23 protein-coding genes are annotated in these 23,841 nt (G+C 67.4%); 4 read left to right on the top strand and 19 right to left on the bottom strand.

Annotated elements, in window-relative coordinates; genetic code table 11:
* Positions 1 to 203 precede the first annotated feature (203 nt).
* Positions 204 to 1,256 carry a recombinase RecA gene (recA, locus tag LJ760_RS16980; RefSeq protein ID WP_227924507.1) on the bottom strand — a complete coding sequence of 351 codons (1,053 nt, stop codon included), beginning with the start codon at positions 1,254 to 1,256 and terminating at the stop codon, positions 204 to 206.
* Between the two features lie 235 nt (positions 1,257 to 1,491).
* The gene (locus LJ760_RS16975) at positions 1,492 to 1,716 is read right to left on the bottom strand and encodes a DUF3046 domain-containing protein (protein ID WP_227924506.1); all 225 of its coding nucleotides are present in this window, start codon (positions 1,714 to 1,716) and stop codon (positions 1,492 to 1,494) included.
* A gap of 105 nt (positions 1,717 to 1,821) precedes the next feature.
* Between LJ760_RS16975 and LJ760_RS16970 the strand changes: the two genes are divergently transcribed.
* Positions 1,822 to 2,364: a MarR family winged helix-turn-helix transcriptional regulator gene (locus LJ760_RS16970; RefSeq protein ID WP_227924505.1), complete on the top strand. Its 543-nt coding sequence runs from the start codon at positions 1,822 to 1,824 to the stop codon at positions 2,362 to 2,364.
* Between the two features lie 201 nt (positions 2,365 to 2,565).
* Here the strand turns inward: LJ760_RS16970 and LJ760_RS16965 are convergent, their stop codons facing one another.
* The 6 genes from LJ760_RS16965 to dapA all read right to left on the bottom strand — a co-directional run bounded on the left by LJ760_RS16965 (position 2,566) and on the right by dapA (position 9,852).
* Complete coding sequence (locus tag LJ760_RS16965; protein WP_269436632.1) at positions 2,566 to 2,991, bottom strand: helix-turn-helix domain-containing protein; 426 nt, start codon at positions 2,989 to 2,991, stop codon at positions 2,566 to 2,568.
* Positions 2,992 to 3,143: 152 nt separating this feature from the next.
* The gene (locus LJ760_RS16960; protein WP_227924503.1) at positions 3,144 to 3,632 is read right to left on the bottom strand and encodes a CinA family protein; all 489 of its coding nucleotides are present in this window, start codon (positions 3,630 to 3,632) and stop codon (positions 3,144 to 3,146) included.
* Positions 3,629 to 4,219, bottom strand: coding sequence for a CDP-diacylglycerol--glycerol-3-phosphate 3-phosphatidyltransferase (gene pgsA, locus LJ760_RS16955; RefSeq protein ID WP_227924502.1), 591 nt, complete (start codon positions 4,217 to 4,219; stop codon positions 3,629 to 3,631). The genes LJ760_RS16960 and pgsA overlap by 4 nt, the downstream gene beginning before the upstream one ends.
* A gap of 20 nt (positions 4,220 to 4,239) precedes the next feature.
* Positions 4,240 to 7,131, bottom strand: coding sequence for an FtsK/SpoIIIE family DNA translocase (locus LJ760_RS16950; RefSeq protein WP_227924501.1), 2,892 nt, complete (start codon positions 7,129 to 7,131; stop codon positions 4,240 to 4,242).
* Positions 7,132 to 7,227: 96 nt separating this feature from the next.
* Positions 7,228 to 8,928: a ribonuclease J gene (locus LJ760_RS16945; RefSeq protein WP_227924500.1), complete on the bottom strand. Its 1,701-nt coding sequence runs from the start codon at positions 8,926 to 8,928 to the stop codon at positions 7,228 to 7,230.
* Positions 8,929 to 8,934: 6 nt separating this feature from the next.
* Entirely contained in the window at positions 8,935 to 9,852 is a 918-nt protein-coding gene (dapA, locus tag LJ760_RS16940) for a 4-hydroxy-tetrahydrodipicolinate synthase (RefSeq protein WP_227924499.1), read from the bottom strand.
* A 117-nt stretch (positions 9,853 to 9,969) separates the two neighbouring features.
* On the opposite strand from dapA, the gene LJ760_RS16935 reads away from it, so the two are divergent.
* Positions 9,970 to 11,157 (top strand): heparan-alpha-glucosaminide N-acetyltransferase domain-containing protein, encoded by a 1,188-nt coding sequence (locus LJ760_RS16935; RefSeq protein ID WP_227924498.1) that lies wholly within the window; start codon positions 9,970 to 9,972, stop codon positions 11,155 to 11,157.
* Here LJ760_RS16935 and LJ760_RS16930 read toward each other — a convergent pair.
* The 9 genes from LJ760_RS16930 to modA all read right to left on the bottom strand — a co-directional run bounded on the left by LJ760_RS16930 (position 11,154) and on the right by modA (position 18,429).
* Complete coding sequence (locus LJ760_RS16930) at positions 11,154 to 11,639, bottom strand: hypothetical protein (protein WP_227924497.1); 486 nt, start codon at positions 11,637 to 11,639, stop codon at positions 11,154 to 11,156. The genes LJ760_RS16935 and LJ760_RS16930 overlap by 4 nt on opposite strands.
* Positions 11,640 to 11,647: 8 nt before the next feature.
* On the bottom strand, positions 11,648 to 12,406 hold the full coding sequence (gene dapB / locus LJ760_RS16925; RefSeq protein ID WP_227924496.1) for a 4-hydroxy-tetrahydrodipicolinate reductase: 759 nt from the start codon (positions 12,404 to 12,406) through the stop codon (positions 11,648 to 11,650).
* Positions 12,407 to 12,423: 17 nt separating this feature from the next.
* The gene (locus tag LJ760_RS16920) at positions 12,424 to 12,861 is read right to left on the bottom strand and encodes a molybdenum cofactor biosynthesis protein MoaE (protein ID WP_227924495.1); all 438 of its coding nucleotides are present in this window, start codon (positions 12,859 to 12,861) and stop codon (positions 12,424 to 12,426) included.
* Positions 12,851 to 13,342 carry a MogA/MoaB family molybdenum cofactor biosynthesis protein gene (locus LJ760_RS16915; RefSeq protein WP_227924494.1) on the bottom strand — a complete coding sequence of 164 codons (492 nt, stop codon included), beginning with the start codon at positions 13,340 to 13,342 and terminating at the stop codon, positions 12,851 to 12,853. The genes LJ760_RS16920 and LJ760_RS16915 overlap by 11 nt, the downstream gene beginning before the upstream one ends.
* Positions 13,339 to 13,764 (bottom strand): cyclic pyranopterin monophosphate synthase MoaC, encoded by a 426-nt coding sequence (gene moaC, locus LJ760_RS16910; RefSeq protein ID WP_231709637.1) that lies wholly within the window; start codon positions 13,762 to 13,764, stop codon positions 13,339 to 13,341. Before moaC ends, LJ760_RS16915 begins: the two co-directional genes overlap by 4 nt.
* Before the next feature lie 115 nt (positions 13,765 to 13,879).
* Positions 13,880 to 15,184 (bottom strand): molybdopterin molybdotransferase MoeA, encoded by a 1,305-nt coding sequence (locus LJ760_RS16905; RefSeq protein WP_227924492.1) that lies wholly within the window; start codon positions 15,182 to 15,184, stop codon positions 13,880 to 13,882.
* Between the two features lie 44 nt (positions 15,185 to 15,228).
* Entirely contained in the window at positions 15,229 to 16,800 is a 1,572-nt protein-coding gene (locus LJ760_RS16900; RefSeq protein ID WP_227924491.1) for a molybdopterin-dependent oxidoreductase, read from the bottom strand.
* Positions 16,797 to 17,648 carry a molybdate ABC transporter permease subunit gene (gene modB / locus LJ760_RS16895; RefSeq protein ID WP_227924490.1) on the bottom strand — a complete coding sequence of 284 codons (852 nt, stop codon included), beginning with the start codon at positions 17,646 to 17,648 and terminating at the stop codon, positions 16,797 to 16,799. Before modB ends, LJ760_RS16900 begins: the two co-directional genes overlap by 4 nt.
* Positions 17,638 to 18,429, bottom strand: a complete 792-nt coding sequence (gene modA, locus LJ760_RS16890) for a molybdate ABC transporter substrate-binding protein (RefSeq protein WP_227924489.1) — start codon at positions 18,427 to 18,429, stop codon at positions 17,638 to 17,640. Before modA ends, modB begins: the two co-directional genes overlap by 11 nt.
* Before the next feature lie 38 nt (positions 18,430 to 18,467).
* Between modA and moaA the strand changes: the two genes are divergently transcribed.
* Together moaA and LJ760_RS16880 are read left to right on the top strand one after the other, a co-directional pair.
* Positions 18,468 to 19,640, top strand: coding sequence for a GTP 3',8-cyclase MoaA (gene moaA, locus LJ760_RS16885; protein WP_227924488.1), 1,173 nt, complete (start codon positions 18,468 to 18,470; stop codon positions 19,638 to 19,640).
* Positions 19,641 to 19,901: a MoaD/ThiS family protein gene (locus tag LJ760_RS16880; RefSeq protein WP_227924487.1), complete on the top strand. Its 261-nt coding sequence runs from the start codon at positions 19,641 to 19,643 to the stop codon at positions 19,899 to 19,901.
* A 74-nt stretch (positions 19,902 to 19,975) separates the two neighbouring features.
* On the opposite strand, the gene LJ760_RS16875 is transcribed toward LJ760_RS16880, so the two are convergent.
* Positions 19,976 to 21,376 (bottom strand): M16 family metallopeptidase, encoded by a 1,401-nt coding sequence (locus tag LJ760_RS16875; RefSeq protein WP_374200080.1) that lies wholly within the window; start codon positions 21,374 to 21,376, stop codon positions 19,976 to 19,978.
* On the bottom strand, positions 21,377 to 23,602 hold the full coding sequence (locus LJ760_RS16870; protein WP_227924486.1) for a polyribonucleotide nucleotidyltransferase: 2,226 nt from the start codon (positions 23,600 to 23,602) through the stop codon (positions 21,377 to 21,379).
* Positions 23,603 to 23,841 lie beyond the last annotated feature (239 nt).

Genomic DNA, 23,841 nt, shown 5'->3' with positions numbered 1-23,841 from the left:
TTTGCTCCCTTATTCCTCCCCGGACTTCCACTCCCCCGGACCGCGGAGAGTAGCTGCGCCGTAGCGCGCCGTTCCGGGCCGACCGGGCTGACCGGGCTGACCGGGCTGACCGGGCTGACCAGACGGAAAGCCGCCCCCTCGCGGGAGCGGCTTCCCTGATCCTGCTGTCCCGGGACCGGTGTCCCCGGGTCCGCGGGCCGCTGCTAGGAGTCCTTTCCGACTGCCTTCAGCTTGGGTGCTGCGGGCTCCTCAGCGGCAGGAACACCGATTCCGAGCTTTTCGCGGATACGGCGCTCCAGCTCGTCCGCCAGATCGGGATTGTCCTTCAGGAAGTTGCGCGAGTTTTCCTTGCCCTGGCCCAGCTGGTCACCGTCGTAGGTGAACCAGGCACCGGACTTCTTGACCAGGCCGTGTTCCACGCCCATGTCAATCAGTCCGCCCTCGCGGGAAATGCCGACGCCGTACATGATGTCGAACTCGGCCTGCTTGAAGGGCGGAGCCATCTTGTTCTTGACGATCTTGGCACGCGTACGGTTACCAACCGGGTTGGTGCCTTCCTTCAGCGTCTCGATGCGGCGGACGTCGATGCGGACCGAAGCGTAGAATTTCAGCGCCTTGCCACCGGTGGTGGTTTCCGGGCTGCCGAAGAAGACGCCGATCTTTTCACGCAGCTGGTTGATGAAGATTGCGGTGGTATTGGTGTGGCTCAGGCGGCCGGCGATCTTACGGAGCGCCTGGCTCATCAGGCGGGCCTGCAGGCCCACGTGGCTGTCGCCCATGTCGCCTTCGATTTCGGCACGCGGAACCAGTGCGGCAACGGAGTCAATGACCACGACGTCGACCGAGCCGGAGCCGATCAGCATGTCCATGATTTCCAGGGCCTGCTCGCCGGTGTCCGGCTGCGAAACGAGCAGCGAGTCCGTATCCACGCCCAGCTTGGCTGCATAGATGGGGTCCAGGGCGTGCTCGGCGTCAATGAACGCGGCAATGCCGCCGTTCTTCTGCGCGTTGGCGACAACGTGGAGCGCCAGGGTGGTCTTACCGGAAGATTCAGGTCCGTAGATCTCCACCACGCGGCCGCGCGGCAGGCCGCCGATACCCAGCGCAACATCCAACGCGACGGAGCTGGTGGAAATGGTTTCGGCAGGGGCGCGCACTTCGTCGCCCAGGCGCATGATCGAGCCCTTGCCGTATTGCTTGTCAATCTGGGCCAGCGCTGCCTCTAGGGCTTTTGCGCGGTCGGCTGGAGCAGCCATTCTTCACCTCGTGTTGTGGTTGTGGGCGGCCCGTAGGCCGGTCGTCATTTCTTATCTACGACCCTATCCGGCGGCACTGACAAAACGGCTGACCGGAACGTATAACTCGTTGTCTTGTGGATATTCCCGGGCCGCATCGGCTAGGACGGGCCCCTGTGTAGGAGCATATCTTTATCCGAACAAATATTCGAACAGCGAACCCCGGCGTGTCCGTTCGCCGGGAGCGGCGGCTGCCCTAGTTTGCCTTGGGCTTGACGTCGCGGCCCAGCCGGCGTTCGGGCGGAACGTCCTGGATGTCGCATACGGCCAGCCATACGGATTTGGGTTCCATGCCCTTGTCCAAGGCCTGTGCAGCCGTGACCCCTCCGAGTTGCCCGAGCACCAGGTCCGCGGCGAGGACCCTGGAGTAGGCCGCACCGAACTCGTCATCCATAAGCCGCCAGAAATCGCTGATACGCATCAATTAATCCTCTCACGCACGAAACGCGGCAGCGAACCGCACCGCGGCCCCAAAAGCCCGAGGTATTCCAGTGCCGTGGAAGGGCCGCGATCCTACAATGGGAGGATGACCGAAACATCCGGTCCCGCCGATTTAACCGACGGCAACCCTCCCTCCGGCGCCGAACCGGACAAGGACACGGCAATAGAGGACCTTGAGCAGGAACTCAGCGTGCTGTGGCGCCGTGCCCGGGCCAGCTCCCACCGGATCGCCCGCGAAGTCCACCCGGATATGGAACCTTCGGCCTACGGCCTGATGGTCCTGCTCCACCAGCAGGGGCCCATGCGCTTGACGGATCTGGCCGCAGCGGTCGGCGTGGGCAAGCCCTCCCTGAGCCGGCAGGTAGCCATGCTGCAGGCGCTGGGGCTGGTGGAAAAGCATGCGGACCCGGAGGACGGACGGGCGCAGCCGATCAATCTCACCGAGGTTGGTGCTGCGCGCCTGGAAGGAACGGCCACTGCGCGCAAGGAGCACTTCCGACGTACCTGGACGGGGTGGGAGTCGGAGGAACTCCATACCCTGGTCCGGCTGCTGCACAAACTGAATGCTTCCGTCCGGCGCGCCGGGGATCAGGTGGAGGACACACCTCCCGGCCCGGACGGCCGCTAGGCCCCGGACAGAACAGGCCCCGGACAGAACAGGCCCCGGACAGAACAAACCCCCGCAGGCACCGCGCCTGCGGGGGTTTCCTCTGGAGATTTCTTCGCCTTGATGCAACAGCGTCAAGGAGTATGTCTATGGGGCAACACAGTCACTACGGCCGATTCCGTTCGGCCGGCGTGACGCGCTGCGGTGTGCGGTGTGCGGTTTCTAGGATGTGCGGGCCAGGTCCCGTGCCAGGTCTTCGGGGAATTCGCGGGCGAACTCCCGGGAAAACTCAGATGGCACGGTGTCTGGAATGGCAACGCCTTCGGCGTTTGCCACCCGGTCGCTGACCTCTCGGAGCATCAGGGACAGGGGCACATCGAGGGCACTGCAGATTGAAGACAGAAGTTCGGATGATGCTTCCTTCTGTCCGCGCTCAACCTCGCTGAGGTAGCCGAGAGAAACGCGGGCGCTATGCGACACCTCGCGCAGGGTCCGGCCCTGGCGCTGGCGCACGTCGCGGAGTACATCACCAATCTCGTGACGAAGAACTACCATCTTGCGCTCCTTAGGCTCCCGGTGTGCGTCTTCCGCCAACCCTACATCCCGCCAGCGGATCACGCCGTTCACGGATACGGGTTGCTTAACCATGTGTATCGTCCTGCTCCCTGTGAGTACGGACTGCGGCGGTACCGCAGACTGTCCAAAGATCGTAATAAAGGAACCTTGGCGGTTCCTGATACTAACAACTGACGCCCTGCCGGTTTTGTTCCCGCCTGCGCAGCTTCCCGATTTCCGCCCCGCTACCGGTCTTCCAGCACTGACGCCAGCATGGAGAGTGCTTCACTGCAGGCCGCTGTTCGGATGGCCGTACGGTCCCCCGCGAACAGAAACTCCCCGAAGGAGGTCCCTTCGGAAGTAGCGATCCCCAGGAACACGGTACCAACCGGCTTGCCGTCGTGCGTTTCAGGTCCGGCGACGCCGGTGGTGGCGACCCCGACGTCGGCGCCTAGGACCCGCCGCGCTCCGGCGGCCATGTGCTCAGCCACCCTCCCGTCGACGGATCCGGCTTGGGCCAGGAGCTCGGCCGGAACCCCGAGGACGGACAGCTTGATTCCATTTTGATACGCAACCACGCCGCCCTGCAAAACCGCCGAAGCACCGGGAACTGACCCCAGCTCGGCGCAGAGCATGCCTGCAGTGAGCGACTCGGCAGTGGCGATGGTCAGCCCGGCGTCCCGGGCCGCGGCCACAACCTCGCCCGCCAGGCCGGCGGCAGGCGCGTCGCTCATGCGCGCGTGCCGGCGCGGCGCAGCTTGACGGCCTGCAGGACGTAGTCGACGCCGGTGACCACTGTGATGACGAGCGCGGCGGCCATGAAGACGGCGCCGATCCACCATGCCCAGGCACCCAGCCAAGCGGTCAGCGGAAGCAGGAACACGAAAATGGCGAAGGTCTGGACCACGGTCTTGAGCTTGCCGCCCCGGGAGGCGGCCATAACGCCGTAACGGATCACGACGAAGCGCATCAGCGTGATGCCCAGTTCACGGACGAGGATCACGATGGTGACCCACCACCACAGCTCGCCCAGCAGGGAAAGCATCACCAGCGCGGAGCCGATCAGCAGCTTGTCGGCAATCGGATCGGCAATCTTGCCGAAGTCGGTGATCAGCCCGCGGCTGCGGGCAATATCTCCGTCGAGCTTGTCGGTGTAGATGGCGACGGCGAAGGTTGCCACGGCGAGCCAACGGAACAGGCCGTCACGGCCGTCGTCGGACGCCAGGAACCAGATAAAGAGCGGAACCATCAGGATCCGCGCCACCGTCAGGGCATTGGCGATATTAAGGGTCGGAACCCTATCGGTAGGAGAATTGCTCACGCCTTCAGCGTAGCGAAGATTCACCGGCCGGTGAGGTTCCAGGCATCTTCGGAACCGTCCGGGTCGTCCGCGTCGTCGTGGTAGTCGCTCGCCTGGGGCCTGCCCTCCAGGTCCGCGGCAACCAGGTCCACCGGCCCGGCCGGGTCGAAGCCGTGGTTGGCATTGGCGTTGTCCGCCAGTGCCGCGGCTCCGGCTCCCCCGGACGGCGCCGGAGCCTCGCCGCCGCTGATGGCAGCGAGGGTGGCGGCCAGGTCATCCGGCTTCACGAGCACGTCGCGGGCCTTGGAACCTTCGGACGGTCCCACCACGCCGCGGGATTCCAGCAGGTCCATGAGCCGGCCGGCCTTCGCGAAGCCCACGCGCAGCTTGCGCTGGAGCATGGAGGTGGAACCGAACTGCGTGGTCACCACCAGTTCGGTCGCCTGCAGCAGGACGTCGAGGTCGTCTCCGATGTCGTCGTCGATCTGCTTCTTCGGTGCCGTGACGGCTACGTCTTCGCGGTAGACGGCCTGCAGCTGGCCCTTGACGTGCTCAACAACCCGGTGGATCTCGGACTCGGTAACCCAGGCACCCTGCACACGGATGGGTTTGTTGGATCCCATCGGCAGGAACAGTGCATCGCCCTGGCCCAGGAGTTTTTCCGCGCCGGGCTGGTCCAGCACCACGCGGGAGTCCGTGACCGAGGAGGTCGCGAACGCCATGCGGGAGGGTACGTTCGCCTTGATCAGGCCGGTCACGACGTCGACGGACGGCCGCTGGGTGGCCAGCACCAGGTGGATGCCGGCGGCACGGGCAAGCTGGGTGATGCGCACGATGGAGTCTTCGACGTCCCGCGGGGCGACCATCATGAGGTCGGCGAGCTCGTCCACGATCACCAGCAGGTACGGGTAGGCCCGGATGACCCGCTTGGATCCGGCCGGGGGCACCACCTTGCCGTTGCGGACGGCCTTGTTGAAATCGTCGATGTGCTTGAAGCCGAAGTTCGCGAGGTCGTCGTAGCGGGTGTCCATTTCGCGGACCACCCACTGCAGCGCTTCCGCGGCTTTCTTCGGGTTGGTGATGATCGGGGTGATCAGGTGCGGGACGCCTTCATAGGCGGTCAGTTCCACGCGCTTGGGGTCCACCATCACCATGCGGACTTCGTCCGGCGTGGAGCGCATCAGGATGGACGTGATCATCGAGTTCACGAAGGAGGACTTACCGGCACCGGTGGCTCCGGCCACCAGCAGGTGGGGCATCTTGGCCAGGTTGGCCACCACGAAGCCGCCTTCGACGTCCTTGCCGACGCCCATGACCATGGGGTGTTCGGTCTTCCGTGCGGAGTTGGACCGCAGGACATCGCCCAGGGCAACAACTTCCTTGTCCGCGTTGGGGATTTCGATGCCGATGGCGGATTTACCCGGAATGGGCGACAGGATGCGTACGTCGGAGCTCGCCACGGCGTAGGCAATGTTCTTGGACAGCGCGGTGACGCGTTCCACCTTGGTGCCTTCGCCGAGTTCGATCTCGTAGCGGGTGACCGTCGGGCCGCGGGAGAATCCCGTGACCTTCGCGTCCACGTTGAACTGCTCGAGCGTGTGCGTCAGTGCGGCGACGACGGCGTCGTTGGCTTCGGAGCGCTCCTTCGCCGGCGGTCCCGGGGGCAGGAAGTCCGACGGCGGCAGCGTATAGGTGATGTCGCCGGAGAGCTGCAGCTGCTCGGTGCGCTGCGGGATGGGCGTGTTCGGCGGGACCGGCTGGACCGGCCGGGACGGCACGGGCGCTACGGGCGGAACGGCGGCCAGGTTCAGGACCTCGGTGGCGCCGGGGACGGTGCTGATGGCCTCGGTGGGCGGCTCGGCAGTGTCCGTGCCCCCGTCAACGGGCAGGCCCTGGTTGCGGCGGATCTTCTGCGTGGCCAGTTCGGACTGCGTGGGACGCCGGACTCCCGGGGGTACTGCCGGCGCGGCCGCGGCAGCGGCTGCTGCTTCGTCTTCCTCGTCCTGCAGCAGCGCGCGTTCAAATGCTTCGTCGCCGGCGAAACCGTCCTGCGCGGCAGCGGCCTCCGCTTCCTTTTCGCGGCGGCTCTTGCGCGGCTTGCGGACCTTTTCCGGCTTAGGTGTGCCGTAGAGGTAGCTCTGGTCGTGCGCTTCAGGATCATCGGGGTCCAGGTCCTGGCCCATGAGGTGTTCATACATGGCCCGCAGGCGCAGCGGAATATGGCGGAACGGCGTGGCCGTGATGATCAGGACACTCACGAACACCAGCAGCGAAAGGAGGACCAGCACCGGCCATTGAGTCAGTGCGGCGGACAACGGCCCGGCGACGAGGAAGCCGACGATGCCGCCGGAGGCCCAGAGCCGGTCGAAACCGTCGGACAATGCGGGTAGGCCGCCCGCAATGTGCGTTATGCCGGAGCCGGCGAGCAGCATGATCACGAGGCCGATGCTGATCCTGCTGTTGGCTCGGTGCCGCTCCGGGTACCGGAACAGGCGCACTGCGCCGGCGGTGAGCATAAAGGGCAGCACCACGGCCATCCAGCCGAATGTGCCGGCCGCGCCGGCGTGGATCACGTCGGCAACGGGACCGCGCAGGGCCCACCACTCAACGGTGGCGACCGCAAGGGCAAGCAGGATCAGGAAGAATCCGGTCCCGTCGCGGCGGATTTCGCGCTCGGGAGATACATCGGCGCCGAGCTTGCGGACGCCGGCCCCGGCGATGCGGGAGATGCCCATCCAGGCGCTCTCCACCGCGCGCAGCGGCAGCGGCAGCTGGTCCGGGGGCGCCTGGCGCGACACGGAGGTCCCCCGGCCTCCGGATCCGCCGCGCGCGCTGGACTTGCCTGATGTCTTGCTTGAGCTGCCGCCGGCGCTCCGGGCCGTTGTCCGGCCGGAGGCACCGCTGCGTGCGGCAGGGGAAGTACGAGTCGCCATACCAGCCACGCTACCCGATGCCGCCCCCGATACCCTGAATTTACGCGGCCGGGAGGGGCTTTGGGACTACTTACCCACCGCGTAGCACGGCGGGAACTAGGCCTCGACCACCACCGGCACAATCATGGGACGGCGCCGCAGCCGGCGGTTGACCCAGGTACCCACGACCCGCCGGACCACCTGCTGCAGCTGGTAGGTGGTGTGGTCGGTGTTGGAGCGCACCGCTTCTTCCAGGGCCGCACTGATCTTGGGAATGATCTCGTCAAAGACCGCGTCACCCTCGGCAAAGCCGCGGGCGTGGATCTCGGGGCCGGAGACGATTGTGCCGGTACTGCGGTTCACCACGGAGATGATGGAGATGAAGCCTTCCTCGCTGAGGATCCGCCGGTCCTTCAGGTCGGTGTCGGTGATCGCTCCGACGCTGGACCCGTCCACGTAGACGAAGCCGCACTCCACTTCCCCGACCACGCGGGCCTTGCCGTCGCGCAGGTCGACCACTGTGCCGTCGTCGGCCAGGATGATGTTCTGCTCCGGGACACCGGTGGCGGCGGCCAGGCGGCCGTTGGCGATGAGGTGCCGGGTCTCGCCGTGCACCGGCATGGCGTTCTTCGGCCGCAGGATGTTGTAGCAGTAGAGCAGTTCCCCGGCGGCTGCGTGCCCGGAGACGTGGATTTTCGCGTTGCCCTTGTGTACGACGTCGGCACCCAGGCGCATTAGTCCGTTGATCACGCGGAACACGGCGTTTTCGTTGCCGGGTATCAGGGATGAGGCGAGGATGACGGTGTCCCCCTTGCCGATCCGGATCCGGTGGTCGCCGTTGGCCATCCGGGACAGGGCCGCCATGGGTTCGCCCTGCGACCCGGTGGACATCAGCACCACCTTGTTGTCCGGCAGCTCATCGAGGTTCTTCAGGTCCACAAGGATGCCTTCGGGCACGTTGAGGTAGCCGAGTTTCTCGGCGATCGCCATATTGCGCACCATGGACCGGCCGACAAAGCAGACGAACCGGTTGTCCGCGGCGGCGGCGTCGAGGACCTGCTGGACGCGGTGGATGTGGGAGGAGAAGGAAGCGACAATGATGCGCTTGTCCACCTTGGCGAACAGTTCCTGCAGCACCGGGCCGATTTCGCGTTCGGCGGTGGTGAACCCGGGGACGTCGGCGTTGGTGGAGTCGGCCATAAACAGGTCCACGCCCTCTTCGCCCAGCCGGGCGAAGGCGCGCAGGTCCGTGATCCGGCCGTCCAGGGGCAGTTGGTCCATCTTGAAGTCGCCGGTGTGCAGCACGGTGCCGGCCTCGGTGCGGATGAACACGGCCAGCGCATCGGGGATGGAGTGGTTGACCGCTACGAATTCGCACTCGAACGGGCCGAGCTGCTCGATCTGCCCCTCGGTGACAGTCAGGGAGAACGGCTTGATGCGGTGTTCCTGCAGCTTCGCTTCCACCAGTGCCAGCGTCAGCTGCGAGCCGATCAGCGGGATGTCGTTCTTCAGCCGCAGCAGGTACGGCACCGCGCCGATGTGGTCCTCATGTCCGTGGGTGAGCACGACGCCGACCACGTCGTCCAGGCGGTCCTCGATGTAGGAGAAGTCCGGCAGGATGAGGTCGACGCCGGGCTGGGTTTCCTCGGGGAAGAGGACGCCGCAGTCCACGATGAGCAGCTTGCCGTCGATTTCGAAGACGGCCATGTTCCGGCCGATTTCCCCGAGGCCGCCCAACGCGACGATCCTCAGGGTTCCTGCCTCCAGCGGCGGCGGGGTCAGCAGGCCGGGTCCGGCGGTTTCGGGGAATTCGCTCATGATTGCCTACGCCTCGGTCCGGGAGAAGTCCATGCCGGCTTCAGCCAGATCGGTCAGGATGGTTTCCATTTCGACGGCGTCGGGCGCCACCAGCGGCAGCCGGACGGTTGCGGTGGGAATGACCTTCTGCATCGCCAGGATCTGCTTGGTCGAAACGGTGCCGGGAATGTGGGTCATGACTGCACGGACCACCGGATCAAGTTCGAAGTGGATGCGGCGGGCGGTGGCGAAGTCCCCTGCTGCCGCGGCATCGACCAAGGCGCGGAACTGCGCGGTGGCTACGTGCGCGGACACGCTGACGACGCCGACGGCGCCGGCGGCCATCCACGGCAGGGTCAGCCCGTCATCACCGGCGTAGACATCCAGGGTGGTGTTGGCCAGCACACGGGTGATGCCGGCGAAGTCCGCCTTCGCGTCCTTCAGCGCCAGGATCCGGGGGTTCTCGGCCAGCTTGAAGATAGTGGAGGTGCTCAGGGCGATGCCGGCGCGGCCGGGAATGTCGTACACCATGATCGGAAGGTCGGTGGCGGCGGTGACGGCGTCGAAGTGCGCGATCACGCCCGCCTGCGTCGGCTTGTTGTAATACGGGGTAACCACGAGCTGGCCGTCAACCCCGGCACGCTCTGCGCGGCGGGCCATCTCCACGGAGTGGGACGTGTGGTTGGTGCCGGTGCCGGCAATGACCTTGGCACGGCCGCCGACGGTCTGGGCAACCACCCGGAACAGGTCTTCCTTCTCGCTGTCTTCCAGCGTGGAGGTTTCACCGGTGGTGCCGGAAACCACCAGGCCGTCGCAGCCGTCTTCGACGAGCTTGTTCGCGAGGTAGGCAGTGGCATCGAAGTCCACTTCCCCGTCCTCGGTAAACGGGGTCACCATGGCGGTGACGAGGGTGCCGAAAGGAAGCGTGCTGTTTTGGAAATCCATGGGTAAAACGTTACCCGTTACGCAGCGCAATGGGACAACAAGGCGTAGGAAGTAGAAGCCGGCCGAGCTTCAGGGCGGCGACGGCCGCCTGCAGTGTCCTGTGAGACGATTCTGTGCATGAACCAACGCCGCCTGACCGGCATCGATGCTGCCCGCGGGATCGCACTGCTGGGCATGATCGCGACGCACGTGCTGCCGCTCTACAACCAGGAAACCGGCGATCCCAGCCTGACCGGGCTTGTGTTCTCCGGTCGTTCCTCGGCCTTGTTCGCGGTGGTTGCCGGTGTCGGGCTGGCACTGCTGACCGGCGGCAGCGAACCCCATGAGGCGAAGGCAGTGAACCGGGACCGGCGCGGAATTGCGGTGCGCGCACTCATCATCGCCCTGGTGGGCCTGGTGCTGGGCGGACTGGAAACCACCATCGCCGTCATCCTCTTCCATTACGCCGTCCTGTTCCTGCTGGCGCTGCCGTTCCTGGGCATGCCGCTGCGCCGGCTGGCCGTCTGGGCCGGGGCCTGGCTGCTGCTGTCCCCGGTGCTTGCCTACGTGGCGCGGGACTGGCTGCTGCGGAACCTCTCGCCGTCGGATGTCGATGGAAACATCACCTGGGACGCGTTCCTCTCCCCCGCCGCGCTGGCAGCCGATGTCTTCGTCACGGGGTTCTATCCAGTGCTGCAGTGGCTGAGCTATATCCTGCTGGGGCTGGTGATCGGGCGCCTGGCGCTGACCAGCCTGCCGGTTCAGGTGGGACTGCTCACGGGCGGGGTGTTTGCCGCCGTGACCGCCAAGTTGGTCTCCTATTACCTGCTTGGCGAGCTGGGCGGTTTTGATGTCCTCAGGGCCACGGAGTCGGGGCAGCGGTGGCCGCTGGCACGGATGTTGGAGGTCAATCTCAGTTCGGTGGAGCAGACCGGTTCCTGGTGGTGGCTCGCTTTGGCAGGACCGCATTCCAACACCAGCCTCGATATGCTGCACACCGCAGGCACCGCAGCCGCGGTGCTGGGCGTCTGCCTGCTGTTGACGCGTGCCCGGCCGAACCTCCTGCTGCCTCTGTCCGCGGCCGGAGCAATGACCCTCACCCTGTACAGCCTGCATGTGTGGGTGATGACCATGGTGGACCAGCAGAGCCCGCCCCTGGAACCGTTGCCGGTGTACTGGATCCAAGTCGCTATCCTGGTGGTCCTGGCCGTACTGTTCCAGCGCATCGACGCACGCGGTCCGCTGGAACTGGTCACCTCGGGTGCCTCCCGGCTGGCCCGCGGCAAGAGCGGCCGGGCCACGCCCCCGGCCCGGCAGAAGCGCTAGGCTCCGGGCTGGTTCCGGGTTCCCGCGTAGAGCCTGCCGGCCTGCCGCATGGTGCGCCGGGCGCGCGTGCGGTCTCCGGCGGCGTCGTAGGCGCAGGACAACCGGAACCAGCTGCGCCAATCCTCGGGCGCGGCCTCGGTTTCTGCCTTGTACTGAGGGAACTGGGCGTCCGCGGCTTCGCGCACAATGCGTCCGGCAGGTGTCCGCGGGAGGTCATCCACCGGCAGCCGGCCTTCCTCGGCCAGGATCCGGGCCATCTGTTCCGTCCGGTTGCCGAACATCAGTTCGCGGATGAGCGCCCACGCGCCCACCACGGGCAGCACCAGGTAGGCAAGGCCCATCAGCTTGGCCGGAATCTCGTCAGAGGTGAGCAGCAGCCAGCCGCGCTGCCCGGAGACCCACAGATAGAAGAAGAGCAGCAGGGTCACCAGGGCCACGCCGAGCTTGGCGCGGTTGGAGAAAAGGCCGGTGAAGAAAGACAACGTGTTCCTTAGTCGTTCAGGTTGAGGTAGCCGTCAAGTCCGACGGTCAGTCCGGGATGGCCGGCGACCTGCCGCAGGCCCAGCAGGACACCGGGCATGAAGGAGGCGCGGTCGAAGGAGTCATGCCGGATGGTCAGCTGCTCGCCCGGTCCGCCCAGGAGCACTTCCTGGTGGGCCACCAGCCCGCGCAGCCGCACTGAATGCACGTGCACTCCGTCCACCTCCGCGCCGCGCGCTCCCGGCAGTGCCTTGGCCGTGGCGTCCGGAGAGGGAGCCACACCGGCCTCAGCGCGCGCGGCGGCGATCAGCTGGGCGGTGCGTACGGCCGTTCCCGAGGGGGCGTCCACCTTGTCCGGGTGGTGCAGCTCAATCAGTTCCACCGATTCGAAGTAGCGGGCGGCCTTGGCGGCGAAGGCCGAGGCCAGCACCGAGCCGAGGGCGAAGTTCGGCGCGATGAGCACACCGGTGGCGGGGGACGTTTCCAGCAGCTCCGCCAGGCGGCCCAGCCGCTCGGCGTCCCATCCGGTGGTGCCGACGACGGCGTGCATGCCGTGCTCGACGGCGAAGCGGACGTTGGCCTCGGTGCTGTCCGGCACGGTCAGGTCCACTACGTACCGGGCACCGGCCGAGACGAGGGTTTCCAGCGGGTCGGTACGGCCCAGCGCTGCAACGAGTTCCATGTCTTCGGCGGCCTCGACGGCGGCAACGGCCTCGGACCCCATGCGGCCTGCGGCACCGAGGACCGCTACGGCAAGTTTTTCGCTCATAGGCTCCAGATTACCGGTCAGGGCCGGTCGCTGACGCCCACCCACTCGGTGCTGCCGTCCGTGAAGCCCTGCTCCTTCCAGATGGGCACGTTCGCCTTGACCGTGTCCACGAGCTCGGAGCAGGCCGCAAACGCGGTGCCGCGGTGGGCCGAGGCGACGGCAGCCACGAGGGCCGCGTCGCCGATGTCCAGGTCTCCGGTGCGGTGGGCCACCCAGATCCGGACGCCGTCGTACTTCGCCGCGATTCCGGCGGCCACCTCGCCCAGCACGGACTGTGCCGTGGGGTGGGCGCTGTAGGCAAGTGCCGTGACGGACTTGCCGTCGTCGTGGTTGCGGACGATGCCGCTGAAGAGGACCACGGCGCCGCAGTCCGGTGACCACGCGTCTTGTTCGGCCTCGGTGCTGCTCAGCGGCTCGGCGGAGACGATGGCACGGACCACTTCGCTAGTGTTCACGCTTTCCTTCCAACTGGCCGCAGATGTGGCCGATGATCGGTTCCAGTACGGCAAGTCCGTCAGCCACCGCGGCCGGGGAACCGGGCAGGTTGACCACGAAGGTGCGGCCGGCGGTGCCGGCGAACCCGCGGCTGATGGCGGCCATCGGCGTCGAGGCCAGCCCCTTGGCACGGATGGCTTCCATGACTCCGGGCACGTGGCGGTCCAGGAGGGGCTCGGTGGACTCGGGGGTGACGTCGTCCGGGCTGAGCCCGGTGCCTCCGCTGGTGAGCAGCACCGAAGGTTCGAGGGCGAGGATGCGCTGCAGCGACGCGGCGACCTCAACGCCGTCGGGCACCACTTCGGCCAGCACGATGTCATAGCCCAGGGCATACAGCCAGTCGGCAATCAGCGGGCCGCATTCATCCTGGTAGGTGCCGGCCGCGGCGCGGGTGGAGGCAATCAGGACCCCTGCGGTGCGGCGGGATGACGGAGTGCTCACAACGCCCAGTCTCCGCTTTTGCCGCCGGACTTGGCCCGAACCATGATGTCGGTGATGCGGGCATGTTTGTCGACGGCCTTGATCATGTCGTAGAGCGTCAGCGCGGCCACGGAGGCTGCGGTCAGCGCCTCCATTTCGACGCCGGTGAGTGCCTTGGTCTTCACGGTGGCTTCCACGACGACGTCGCCCTCCCGCGGGGTGAAGTCCACGGTGACCTTCGTCAGGGGCAGCGGATGGCACAGCGGGATGAGGTTGGACGTCTGCTTGGCGGCCATGATGCCGGCTACCCGGGCCACGGCGAGTGCGTCACCCTTCGGCAGCCCGCCGTCGGCGATCAGGCGTACCACCTCGGCGGTGCTGCGCAGCACGGCCTGTGCCGTGGCCTGGCGCGTGGTTTCGGTTTTGGCGGATACATCCACCATGTGCGCGGAGCCGTCCTCGCGGACGTGGGTCAGGCCGGCGGGGTGGAGGTCTTCGGGTTCGGCGCTCACGGCAGGGTCCTTTCGGGCACGGCGTCCGGGCGGGACACAGTTGCGGTTATTCCAGTAGCAATACTGTCACTTCTGCGCCGGCCTCGAGGTGCTCCGTCCCCACGGGGACGGAGATCAGGGCGTTGGAGGAGGCCAGGGCATGGACCAGGTGGGACCCGGGCCCGCCCACCGGCTCCACCGTTCCGGCCGTGTACCGGCCGCGGCGCACCTGGTGCTTGCCGGCGGGGCTGCCGAGCGGGGCGGTGAGCCGGGCGGGCACTTCCGCCCGCGGCCGCGGCGCGCCGGTGACGGCCGTCAGGGCCGGGCGCAGGAACATCTCGAAGGACACCAGCGAGCTGACCGGGTTGCCCGGGAACCCGAGGAACGGGACGCCGTCGACCGTGCCGATGCCCTGCGGGCCGCCCGGCTGCATGGCCACGGACAGGAACGCCACGTCCTGCGAGGCGAGGCCCTGGCGCACCACCTCGTAGGCTCCCTTGCTGATGCCGCCCGAGGTGAGGACCAGGTCCGGGGCGTCAGCAGCGACGTCGGCACGGAGCCGGTCGGTGAACTCCTGCGGGGAGTCGGCCAGGATCCGGGAGCGCAGCACCTCCGCGCCCGCCTCCTCGAGCGAACTCCGGAGCAGGGTGGTGTTCGCGTCATGGATCTGGCCCGGCCCGAGCGGCCGGCCCGGTTCAATGACTTCGTCTCCGGTGGTCAGCAGCAGCACCCGCGGCCGTGCCCGGACGGTGACGCGGTCCAGGCCGAGGGCCGCGAGCAGGCCCAGCTGCAGCGGACCCAGCACTGCTCCGGCGGGCAGTGCCGGGGTTCCCGCGCCGATATCGCTGCCTTCCCTGCGGACAAACTGCCCGGCGGGCACCTCCGCGGGGACGGCCACGGTGCTACGGGGCTCCCCGGGGGGCAGGAAGGTGTTGGGTGTGCAGGCCTCGATCGGGACGACGGCGTCGGCCCCCTCGGGCAGCATGGCACCGGTCATGACGGGTGCGGCCGTGCCGGGGAGCAGCGGCGGCGGTGCCGAACCGGCCGGAATGGGTGCGGCCGTGGCCAGGCGGACCCTGCCGGGGGCTGACGGCAGGTCCTCGGCTGCTGCGAGGTCGGCAACCCGGACCGCGTAACCGTCCATCTGCGAGTTCGTGAAGGGCGGCAGGTTCCCCGGTGCCCGCACCTCGGTGGCAAGGAGCCGCCCGGCTGCGGAGTTCAGTGCCACGGTCTCGTGGGCGGGCGGATGCGCCTGGAACCAGGTCCGCAGGAGGTCCTCCACGGCTTGCCGGTGCGCCGCTACCTGCCGGGGTCCGGCCGGAGCAGCGGATGCCGGTGCCGGGACACTCTGTGGAGCCGGTTGTACCGACATGGTCCTCCTTGGGAGATGGGGCGGCGTCGAGGGCACGAAAAACCTCAGCGCACCGTCACCCGAATTGTATGCAGTCCGGTGGCTCCGTCGGGAAGCACGGGCCGTTTTTCTTCCGCCTGCCGGACGCCGTTTGCGTCCACGGCCCGGACCGCGATGTCGTGCCCGCCCGGTGCCAGCTCCACTGCGATCCGGTACTGCCGCCACGTATCTGCGGAGATCCCGGGAGCCAGCTCCGCGTCCTGCCAGCCGCCGTCGTCCACGCGCACCTGTGCGGCACTGATGCCGGTGTGCTGCGCCCACGCCACGCCGGCCACGGTGACCGTGCCGGCGGAGACCGGTGTACGGCCGGGAACGTCGATGCGGGAGGAGAGCTTGACCGGGCCGCGCTCGCCCCAGCCCCGGTCCGTCCAGTAGGCCGTCTCGTCCGCGAAGCGGGTGACCCGCAGCTCGGTGACCCACTTGGTCGCAGACACGTATCCATACAGGCCGGGCACAACCAGCCGGACGGGAAAGCCATGTTCCAGCGGCAGCGGTTCCCCGTTCATGCCTACGGCCAGCAGCGCATCCCGGTCATCGGTCAATGCCTCCAAAGGGGTGGAAGCGCTCCACCCGTCCCGGCTCGTGGAGAGCACCATGTCCGCACCCGGCTGCACCCCTGCCCTGGCCAGCAGGTCCCTGACGGGCATTCCCAGCCACCGGGCGTTGCCGATCAGGTTCCCGCCCACCTCGTTGGAAACACAGGCGAGGGTGACGTAACTTTCCTGCAGCGGGGCAGCGAGGAGTTCCGCGTAGTCCAGTTCCACTTCACGGTCCACCATGCCGGTGATCCGCAGCCGCCACTCCGCCGGGTCGATCAGCGGCACCCTCAGGGCCGTGTCGATCCGGTAAAAGTCGGCAGCGGGTGTCACCAGCGGCGCCAGGCCGTCGACGGCGAGCTCGGCTCCGGCGGGTATCGCTGCCGCACGCCGGGACGGTACCGGCAGCCGGACCGTTTCGCGCAGGGCCGTCACGCCCACCTGTCCCCCGCGGGCTATGCCGGCCAGCGCGGCACCGAGCAGGGCCACCGCCGCTCCCCCGCCCACAGAGGTGAGCACCGTACGGCGGCGCACCGCGGCGTCGTCGTTCGTCTGCGCCGCGGCCAGGTCCCGGATCCGTGCCGTGAGCGCCCGCAGGACCACGACGGCGACGACGCCGGCGGCCAGCGGCGGCAGGAGGGCCAGCAGCGAGAACTGCTGCCGGGTAAGTACTGCCGCCAGCCCGGCTGCCCCGAAGAGTCCCAGCACCGCCGCGCCCGTCGGCGGACGGCGCAGTTCCAGGACGCCGGCAGCGGCGGCGGCAAGCGCGATGATCAGTCCCATCCCCACCAGCAGCGCGGCCTTGTCAGCCGTCCCGAAGAGGTTGATCGCGGCGTCCTTGACCGGGCCCGGAACGGCATCGATGACCACCGAACCGACGGCGGAAACCGGGGACAGCGACGGGCTGGCTATGGCGGCGAGCAACTCCCCGGCAGCCACGCCGAGTCCCGCGGCGACCAGCCCTGCAGCCGCCGCCCACCACCGGTTTGCCCGCTCCGGACCGCCGGCAGACCCCCGGGTGAGCCGTTCCCGGGTACTCATCGCGGCAGCAGCCGTCCGGTGGCGATGCGGGCCAGCAGCAGGACCAGCAGGTACAGGGCAATAAGCATCAGGCAAATGCCCAGGGCCGCCTGCGGCTGGTTGGAGTTCAGGCTCAGTTCGATCTGCAGCGGCAGGGTCCGGGTGCTCCCTTCGATGCTTCCCGCGAAGGTGATGGTGGCCCCGTATTCGCCCAGCGACCGGGCGAAGGCCAGCAACGTGCCCGCCACGATGCCCGGCAGCGCCAGCGGCAAGGTGATGTGGCGCAGGATCGCGGTGGGACCTGCCCCGGATGTGGCGGCGGCCATTTCCAGGTCCCGGTCCACGGCGGACAGGCTGTTCAGCGACGTGACCACGAAGAAGGGCAGGGAAACAAATACCTGGACAATAACGACGGCGGCCGGCGAGTACCCCACGTCCAGTCCCACGGTGCCGAGCAGCTTCCCGGCTATCCCCTGCCGGCCCCAGAAATACAGCAGGGCGATGCCGGAGACAACGGGTGAGAGCACCAGAGGGATCAGCAGGATTCCGCGCATCAGCTGGATCCATGGCCCCTCCAGTTTGCTGAGCAGCACGGCCAGCGGCAGGCCCAGCAGGACGCAGAGCAGCGTGGAGCAGGCCGAGGTGGCCAGGGAGAGGCCCAGCGCAGTGCGGGCCGCGTCGGAGCCCAGCAGTTCCGGCAGCGATGTCCAGGGGACGTTAAGCAGCAGCGCCGCGACCGGTCCGGCGCACAGGAGCAGCGCGACGCCGGCAGGCACCCAGAGCCAGGCGGGCGTTGTGGCGCGTGCCTCCCGGCTCATGGCGGATGCGGAGCCGGGTGCCGCTTGGAATTCCTGCGTCCTAAGGGGCATCGTGGCTCCCCGGGTCCGCCGGACCGAACCCTGCCTCGGCGAGGATGGCTGCCGCTTCCGGTCCCGTTAGCCACTCGTAGAATGCTGCCGCCTCGGCGTTGGCGGCCCCTTCCGCGGTCAGTCCCGCCGGATACCGGTTAGGGGCGGGATCCTCCAGCGGCAGGTAGGTCACGCCGGATCCGGCTGCGGCCAGGGCATCGGTCCGGTAGACAAAGCCGGCGTCGGCCTGGCCGGTGGCGACCTTGGTCAGCACCGAGCGGACGCTGTCCTCCAGGCTCGGGGCGGGAACGGCTACGCCGGCTGCCTCAAGGACGCGTGATGTTGCCCGCCCGCACGGAACGGAGGGTGCGCACAGGGCGGCCCGGACGCCGTCGCCCGCAACATCGCGTAACACTTGGATCCCGGCGGGGTTGTCCGCGGCCAGGGCCAGCACCAGGTTGTTGCTGGCCAGCACTGTCTCCCGGTCCAGCCCGGTCCGCAGGGGTTCGAGTGCCTCGAGGTCGGCTGTAATCACCACGTCTGCTTCCGCGCCGGACTGCAGCTGCGCCACGAGCTGGCTGCTGGAGCCGATGTTGACGCGCAGGCGCCCGCCGCCGTCGTAAGCCGCATTCAGCTGCCCGACCACGTCCGTGAGCGAGGACGCCGCAAAGACCGTGATGCCGGCTCCGCTGCGGGCGGCGGCGCCGGTGGAGTCCGTGGAGGTGCACGCGGCTGTGGAAGCTGCAAGAACCGTCACGGCGCACGCTGCCAGGGTCCGGCGGCCCCGGGGAACAAAGCGCATTTATAGAGCCTAACTGTCAAAGGGCGTAACCTCGAGGGATGGGAACACAGCTGGGAATGCCTGCAGTACGCCCTTCCCCCAGTACACCAGAAATCAGCACGGCGGAAGCCGCGGCACCGGGCAGCGGTTCTCCCGCTGCCGCCTCGGCACTGCCCTCCCCCGCGTCTGCCCTGGCGCTTTCCCCGGCAGACGGCCTGCTGGACCGGCACGGCCGCCGGGCCACGGACATGCGGCTGTCGCTGACGGACAAGTGCAACCTGCGCTGCACGTACTGCATGCCTGCCGAAGGGCTCGACTGGCTGGCCCGGGACAAGGTACTTGGCCGGGACGAAATCGTCCGCCTGGTCCGGCTCGGCGTCGACCGGCTGGGTGTGCGCGAGCTGCGGCTGACCGGCGGTGAACCGCTGGTGCGTGCGGATCTGGTGGACATTGTTGCCGGTATCCGTGCCAACCACCCGGAGCTGCCGATTTCCCTGACCACCAACGGGCTCGGCCTGGACAAGAAAGCCCAGGCGCTCAAGGACGCCGGCCTGACCCGCATCAACGTGTCCCTGGATTCCCTCCACCCGGATACCTTTGCCCAGCTCACCCGCCGCCCGTTCCTGGACCGGGTGCTGCGCGGGGTGGAGGAAGCCGCCCGGGTGGGCCTGGGCCTGGTCAAGATCAATGCCGTGCTGATGCGGGGAATCAACGACGCCGAGGCGCCGGACCTGCTGGAGTGGGCGGTCAGCCGCGGCTTCGAACTGCGGTTCATTGAGCAGATGCCCCTGGACGCGGACCACGGCTGGACGCGGGACGGCATGATCACCGCCGCCGAGATGCGGTCCCTGCTGGAACGGGACTTCGTCCTGACGCCCGATCCCCGGGAGCGCAACGGCGCACCGGCCCAGCGCTGGGAGGTCCGCCGGCACGCGGACCCGGCAACGGTTGTCGGAACCGTCGGCATTATTGCTTCCGTCACCGAACCCTTCTGCGCCGAGTGTGTCCGCACCCGGATTACCGCCGAGGGTAAGGTCCGCAGCTGCCTGTTTTCCCACGAAGAGACGGACCTGCTGGCACTGCTGCGCAGCGGCGTGGACGACGACGCCGTCGTCCGCCGCTGGCAGGAAGCCATGTGGGGCAAGCCCAAGGCACACGGCATGGGCCATGCCGGGCTCGGCGACTCCGACTATGTCCAGCCCGAACGAACCATGAGCGCGATAGGCGGCTAAGTGCTGATCAGATACTTCGGCGCTGCGAAGGCAGCAGCCGGCACGGAAGAAGAACACTTGGATGAAGGGCCGCTGACGCTGGCCGAGCTGGCAGAAAAGCTTGCCGCCCGGTACCCCTCACCGGGTGCAGGCATCCCCGCTCTCGGGACGGTGATTGCGCGCAGCACGTTCCTGGTCAATGAAACGGCTGCCCGGAACCCGGACCTGCTGCTGCAGCCGGGGGACGTCGTGGACATCCTGCCGCCCTTCGCCGGCGGATAAAGGCAGAGCCGGCGGTTAAACGGCAAAGGCACACCCGGGACGCGTCCGCGCCGGGTGTGCCTTTCGCAAAGAGGTTAGAAGCCCAGTTCCGCCGCTGATTCGAACGGACCCACCACGGTGATGGTGCGGGGTGCGGCGGCCAGTTCGGCGGCCAGCTCCTGGACCTGTTCCGCGGTGACGGAATGGATCCGGCGCAGGGACTCATCAATGTCGATGAACTCGCCGCTGACCAGCTCGGCCCGGCCCAGGCGGGACATCCGCGAGCCGGAGTCCTCCAGGCCCAGCACCATGCCGCCGGAGATCTGGCCCAGGGCCTTCGCCAGTTCGGCCGGCTCGACGCCGTCGGCGGCCAGCCGCTCGAGCTCGCTGCCGAGCAGGTCGATGACCTGGCGGGTCTTGGCGGGCGAGCAGCCCGCATACATGCCGAAGTATCCGGCGTCGGCGTACGACGCCGAGAAGGAGTAGGTGGAGTACACCAGTCCGCGCTTCTCGCGGATCTCCTGGAACAGGCGGGAGGACATGCCGCCGCCGAGGATCGTGTTCAGCACGCTCATGGCAAAGCGGCGGTCATCCGTTGCGGTCAGCGAGGGGCAGCCCATCACGATGTTGGCCTGCTCCACCGGACGGTTGATGACGTGGACTCCGGCGGTGCCGGAGATCGACGCCGGCGCAGTCTCGCGACGCGGCGCAGGCGTTGCCGCCGGGTCCAGTTCCCAGCCGGCGGTCTGCAGCGCCTGCAGCACAAGTGCGCAGACCTGCTCGTGGTCCAGTCCCCCGGCGGCGGTGACCACCAGTTCCTCCGGACGGTAGTACCGCCGGTAGTGGTCAAGGACCGCTTCGCGGGACACGCTCCGGATGGCGTCGGGAGTGCCGCCGATGGGACGGCCGAGGGCGTGGTCGCCGAGGACCGCTTCGGAGAACTTTTCGTGGCAGAGATCGGCCGGATCGTCATTGTCCATGGCGATCTCTTCGAGGATGACGTCGCGTTCCTGTTCCAGTTCCTCAGGATCCAGGACGGCGGACGTGACCATGTCGGTGATGACGTCAATGGCCATCGGAAGATCGGTATCCAGCACCCGTGCGTAGTAGCAGGTGCTTTCCTTGGCGGTGGCCGCATTGGACTCGCCGCCTACCTCGTCAAACGCCGAGGCGATATCCAGCGCCGAGCGGCGGCTGGTGCCCTTGAACAGCAGGTGCTCAAGGAAGTGTGTGGAGCCGTGCCGGCCCGCGGCTTCATCCCGCGAGCCGACACCAACCCAGAATCCGATGGCCGTGCTGCGCTGGCCCGGCATTTCCTCCGTCAGGACCCGGACGCCGCCGGGCAATACCGAACGGCGCACGACGGCGCCTCCCGGAGTGCCGACGACAAGGGTCGGGTCGGAGGAAAGAGTGGTCAGCGGAAGCTGGACAACCGTCCCGTGCCCCTTCGGTGAGGAAGGGGACACGGGACGGTTTCCATCGGAGTAGTCCGGCATTTACTCTGCAGACTCGGTTTCTGCTGCTTCTTCGCCTTCGGCGTCTTCAGCAACCACCGGGGAGAGCGAAAGCTTTCCGCGGTCATCGATCTTGGTGATTTCCACCTGGACCTTCTGGCCCACGGACACGACGTCGTCGACGTTGTCCACGCGCTTGCCGCCGGCGAGCTTACGCAGCTCGGAGATGTGCAGCAGGCCGTCCTTGCCCGGGGTCAGGGAGACAAAAGCACCGAAGGTGGTGGTCTTGACTACCGTGCCGAGGTAACGCTCGCCGATCTCGGGGACCTGCGGGTTGGCGATCGCGTTGATCGCCGAGCGGGCAGCCTCGGCGGAGCCGCCGTCGGTTGCGCCGATGAGGACGGTGCCGTCATCTTCAATGGAGATGTCAGCGCCGGTGTCCTCCTGGATCTGGTTGATCATCTTGCCCTTCGGGCCGATGACCTCGCCGATCTTGTCCACGGGGATCTTGACCGAGATGATGCGCGGGGCGAACTCGGAGAGCTCGTCCGGTGCGTCGATCGCGGCCTGCATCACGTCGAGGATGTGCAGGCGGGCTTCGCGGGCCTGCTTCAGTGCTGCTGCCAGCACGGAGGCGGGGATACCGTCGAGCTTGGTGTCCAGCTGGATGGCCGTGACGAACTCGGAGGTACCGGCAACCTTGAAGTCCATGTCGCCGAAGGCATCTTCGGCGCCGAGGATATCGGTCAGGGCTGCGTAGCGGGTTTCGCCGTCAACCTGGTCGGAGACCAGGCCCATGGCGATGCCTGCCACCGGAGCGCGCAGCGGCACACCGGCATTGAGCATGGACAGCGTCGAGGCGCAGACCGAACCCATGGAGGTGGAACCGTTGGAGCTCAGGGCTTCGGAGACCTGGCGGATGGCGTACGGGAATTCTTCACGCGTGGGCAGCACCGGCATCAGGGCGCGCTCTGCAAGTGCGCCGTGGCCGATTTCGCGGCGCTTGGGCGAACCCACGCGGCCGGTCTCACCGGTGGAGTACGGCGGGAAGTTGTAGTTGTGCATGTAGCGCTTGCGCGTTACCGGCGACAGCGAGTCGATCTGCTGTTCCATCTTCAGCATGTTCAGCGTGGTGACACCCATGATCTGGGTTTCGCCGCGCTCGAAGATGGCCGAACCGTGCACGCGGGGCAGAACCTCTACCTCGGCGGTGAGCTGACGGATGTCCGTCAGGCCGCGGCCGTCGATACGGACCTGCTCCTTGAGGATGCGCTGGCGCACAACCTGCTTGGTGACGGAACGGAAAGCAGCGGAGACTTCGCCTTCGCGGCCTTCGAACTTCTCAGCCAGTGCGGCCTTGACTTCGTTCTTCAACTCGTCGGCAGCGGCGTCGCGCTCCTGCTTGTCGGCGATGGAGAAGACCTTGGCCAGCTTCTCGCCGGCAGCGGCTTCAACGGCCTCGTACACGTCGTCCTGGTAGTCCAGGAAGATCGGGAACTCGACGGTGGGCTTGGCGGCACGGGCAGCCAGGTCCGACTGGGCGTCGCACAGGACCTTGATGAACGGCTTCGCCGCTTCCAGGCCTTCTGCAACAACCTCTTCGGTCGGGGCGGTGGCGCCCTCTTCCTTGATGAGGTTCCAGGCGTTGTCGGTGGCTTCGGCTTCCACCATCATGATGGCGACGTCGTCACCGGCAATGCGGCCGGCAACCACCATGGAGAACACGGCGCGCTCCAGCTCGGAGTGCTTCGGGAAGGCAACCCACTGGCCGTCGACCAGGGCAACGCGGACGCCGCCGATCGGGCCGGAGAACGGCAGGCCGCTCAGCTGGGTGGACATGGAGGAAGCGTTGATCGCAACCACGTCGTAGAGAACGTCCGGGTTGATCGCCAGGACAGTGACGACAATCTGGACTTCGTTGCGCAGGCCCTTGACGAACGCGGGGCGCAGCGGGCGGTCCATCAGGCGGCAGGCCAGGATGGCTTCGGTGGACGGGCGGCCTTCGCGGCGGAAGAACGAGCCCGGGATGCGGCCGGCAGCGTACATACGCTCCTCGACGTCCACGGTCAGCGGGAAGAAGTCGAAACCTTCACGCGGGGACTTGCCGGCGGACGTGGCCGAGAGCAGGGCGGTGTCTTCGTCAATGTAGACCATCGCCGAACCGGCTGCCTGCTGGGCAAGGCGGCCGGTTTCGAACCGGATAACGCGCTTGCCGTACTTGCCGTTGTCAATAACGGCTTCTGAGAACTGAATTTCGGGACCCTCCATATGAGAGTCACCTCCGTTTCTTCTGTGGCGGAGGCACCCAGCACCGTATCGAACTTCTTTCCGTGCGGCACGGGCCGCACGTTCAACACCCGGTCTTCGATCGAGGTCCTCGGGCAGATACTCCCGGAGACCACTACCGAGGACCGCGAATGCTGCGATGCTGGCTGACTCCTGTGATGTTTGCTGTGCTTCTTTACTGCTGTGCTTCTTTACTGCTGTCGTTCTTTTACTGCATAACT

This window comes from Arthrobacter sp. zg-Y895, from assembly GCF_020731025.1.
GTDB lineage: Bacteria > Actinomycetota > Actinomycetes > Actinomycetales > Micrococcaceae > Arthrobacter_B.
Note: the sequence above shows the minus strand (reverse complement) of the source record. Positions and strands in the feature narration are given on the sequence as shown.